General features: G+C 27.5%; 3 protein-coding genes and 1 pseudogene. 2 read left to right on the top strand and 2 right to left on the bottom strand.

The genetic code is table 11. The annotated features are described in order from the left end of the window. Both ACTT9D_RS07075 and ACTT9D_RS07070 read left to right on the top strand, forming a co-directional pair. Nucleotides 1-402 (top strand): annotated as a pseudogene (locus ACTT9D_RS07075) (hypothetical protein); the annotation flags it as partial. Nucleotides 403-417: 15 nt separating this feature from the next. Next, the gene (locus ACTT9D_RS07070; protein ID WP_440931079.1) at nt 418-1,395 is read left to right on the top strand and encodes an NAD-dependent epimerase/dehydratase family protein; all 978 of its coding nucleotides are present in this window, start codon (nt 418-420) and stop codon (nt 1,393-1,395) included. A 1-nt stretch (nt 1,396) separates the two neighbouring features. Here the strand turns inward: ACTT9D_RS07070 and ACTT9D_RS07065 are convergent, their stop codons facing one another. Together ACTT9D_RS07065 and ACTT9D_RS07060 are read right to left on the bottom strand one after the other, a co-directional pair. Then, on the bottom strand, nt 1,397-2,161 hold the full coding sequence (locus ACTT9D_RS07065) for an SDR family oxidoreductase (protein WP_440931078.1): 765 nt from the start codon (nt 2,159-2,161) through the stop codon (nt 1,397-1,399). Next, on the bottom strand, nt 2,158-3,255 hold a 1,098-nt coding region (locus tag ACTT9D_RS07060), incomplete at its 5' end, for a Gfo/Idh/MocA family oxidoreductase (protein WP_440931077.1). The genes ACTT9D_RS07060 and ACTT9D_RS07065, both read right to left, overlap by 4 nt.

The raw sequence follows: 3,255 nt of genomic DNA, 5'->3' as shown, positions 1-3,255 counted from the left end.
GACTTAATAAAAGATCTATCAAATAAGATAGATTATAAAATATCATTTTTAAAAAATTATAAAAATTTAGAGGATTATATTATGAAATCAAAACTATGTATTGGTGCTGCTGGAACAAATTTATTTGAAAGATTATATCTAAATAAAAAAAATATTGTTTTTTCAACTGCAAAACATCAAATAAAAATTAGTAATTTTTTATTAAAAAATAAATTGATTAACTATATGGGCAAAATAGACAATATGAATAAAATGAAAATATTATCAATAATAAATAAATATGTTACTAGAATTTTAAATGATAATAATAAAACGAAACTCAATATTATTATTGACGGTAAAGGTGCTAAGAGGATTGCTGTTGAAATAAATAAACTTAAGTATAAACATAAACTAAATTAAAGACATATCGTATTAATGAAATATATTGTTACTGGAGGAGCTGGATTTATCGGAAGTCATCTCGTGGAAAGATTAGCAAAAAATAATGAAGTAATAGTTATTGATAACTTCTCAATTGGTAAAAAAAAGAATTTAAAAAACATAAAAAAAAATATTAAAATTATTAATGCAGATATAAGAAATCTTACTCAAATTAAAAAATATTTTAAAAATATAGATTGTGTTTTTCACTTAGCAGCCCTAGCTGATATTGTGCCAAGCATAGATAATCCTGATGATTATTATTCTACTAATGTAAGTGGAACCTATAATGTTATTAAACTTTCAGTTTCTAATAATGTAAAAAGATTTGTATATTCAGCGTCATCTTCTTGCTATGGAATACCAAAAAAATATCCAACACCAGAAAATTCAAAAATTTCCCCTCAATATCCATATGCATTAACAAAAAGATTAGGTGAAGAAATTGTCCTTCATTTTGGAAAAGTTTACAATATAAACACTACATCCTTAAGATTTTTTAATGTTTATGGCCCAAGAGCAAGAACATCAGGTACTTATGGTGCAGTATTTGGAGTTTTTTTAGCACAAAAGCTTTCTGGGAAACCTTTTACTTTAGTCGGAAATGGCAATCAAACTAGAGATTTTACTTATGTCACAGATATTGTTGATGCTTTAATTCTAGTGTCAAAGTCAAATAATTTAAAAAATGAAATTTTTAATATTGGAAGTGGAAAAACAATAAGTATCAATAAGATAATTCAATTATTAAAAGGTGATGTTGTAAAAATACCTAAACGTCCAGGAGAGCCAGAAATTACTTTTGCAGATATTAAAAAAATAAAAAAATTTACTAATTGGAAACCAAAAGTTGGAATATCTGAGGGTATATCAAAGTTATTAAAAAACATTAATGATTGGTCTGATGCTCCTGTCTGGACACCAAGTAGAATAGAGAAAGCCACCAAGAATTGGTTTAAATATTTAAAATGATTTAAACTATAGCAATTCCCTGTCCACTATCTAAATTTATAAGAGATCCAGAGAATATCCTAGCATTTCTACTTGATAAAATCTTAATTATGTCAATATATTCAGTAGCATGTGGCATTTCTTTTTGAGGAAGATTTTCTACAAAACTTTGATATTCTTCCGGCTTATAAAATTTAAATCTACTCATTGCATTGCCTTCGGCAATGAATGCACCAGGAATTATTCCGCTTAAATAAATTTTATCTTTTGCTAATTGATTTCCCATAGATCTCACGTATCCATTCAGAGCAGATTTTGCAGAACAATAAAAAACAGATGCAGTAGACTGCTGAGAAACCACAGAGCTTATATGAATAATATTTCCTTTTTGCTGTTTAATCATATCGGGTAGAAATTTATGATTAACATCAACTGAGATACCCAAATTACCTCTAAGAGATTTCTCGAAGCTTTTCCAACCTTTAAAAGCATCATTCTCTCCAAAACTTCCACCAACGCAATGAATAATGATGTCTAGTGAACCAAATTTACTTATAATATCAGATGTCACTTTATCTAAATCATTTTTAATTAATAAATCTGCATCATATATTAAATGAGAAGATTTATTTTTAAATTTTTTTGAAATATCGTTTAAAAGATCCTTCGATCTTGCAATCAAAGCTAGTTTAGCTCCAGTTTTTTCAAAAGCATTTGATATTTCCAAACCTAAACCTTTTGAAGCTCCCGTAATTAAGATTTTTTTATCTTTGAATTCATTTATCATAAAATATCATCAACCTCTAACTCCTTAATGAACGTGTCTATTTCTATTTTTTTATTTTCTCTAGAAGATTTATTCAATGCTTCCATTGTCACCCAAGTTAACAGAGATAGTTTTTCAAGATTTTTTTTATTTTTTTTTATATCCTTATAAAATTCAATAAATTGCTTCATATCATCTTCTATAAGTCCAGCATCTAAATCTTTGCAATAAGTATCAGCAATCATTTTATCTTTTTGGAAAATGGATACTCTACCACCTTCTCTTTTGATATCTCCATTAGTTCCATGAAACATCCAATTACCACTCCATCTAGCAGCATAACCAAAAGGATTAGAATGTGCAGCTCTTGTACCAATATAAGAAAAAATTCTATTCCCGGGATATTCAAGAATACAACTTCCACCAGCTGTTCTTTCTACATCTAAAAAACCAATTTCTTCATCAATTTGTCGTGGAGTTTGACTAATGACGCATTTTGGAGCTCCAAGACTTTTAATAAGTTGGCCAAGCTGATGACAGCCCATGGAGTGATAAAATATTCCATCACTTGTGCTATCTACTAACGGTTTTTCACTTTTAAGATTCTGTCTACCCCAACATATACAATATCCCATTAAAAACTCACCAAATTTATCATTATCATTTAAGAATTCAGACATTTTTTCGCTAGCCTCACTCCATTGATTATTTAGCCCTTGTACTAAAGTAAGTTTTTTATTTAGTTTTTTCTGATTAATTATCTGATTAAATTCATCAACATTACATGCAATGGATTTAACACAAAATGTATGTAAATCATTGCTAAGACTTTCAATAATTAGTTTTGCATGTTTTTCAGAAGAAACAAAAATAAAGCATGCTTCAGCTTCAAAGTTTTTTTTTGCTTCTGAAATTGTTTTAAATACTCTTTTTTCAAAATCATCTGGGATATTTTTTAAAGAAGCCAATACTTTTTTTGCTTTTGCTAAATCTATATCAACATAAGCAACAGGTTCAAAATATTCACTAACTAAATTTTTTTCTAATCTCTTTAACGAAAAATTCCCTAATCCAACATGAATGCATTTAATTCTATTTTTTAACATTATTTTACT

This window comes from Candidatus Pelagibacter sp., assembly GCF_052049815.1.
Lineage (GTDB): Bacteria > Pseudomonadota > Alphaproteobacteria > Pelagibacterales > Pelagibacteraceae > Pelagibacter.
Note: the sequence above shows the minus strand (reverse complement) of the source record. Positions and strands in the feature narration are given on the sequence as shown.

Bases quoted from the DNA above. Each gene is read 5' to 3' on its own strand.
- ACTT9D_RS07065 (WP_440931078.1), bottom strand. From the start codon at position 2,161: ATGATAAATGAATTCAAAGATAAAAAAATCTTAATTACGGGAGCTTCA.
- ACTT9D_RS07070 (WP_440931079.1), top strand. From the start codon at position 418: ATGAAATATATTGTTACTGGAGGAGCTGGATTTATCGGAAGTCATCTC.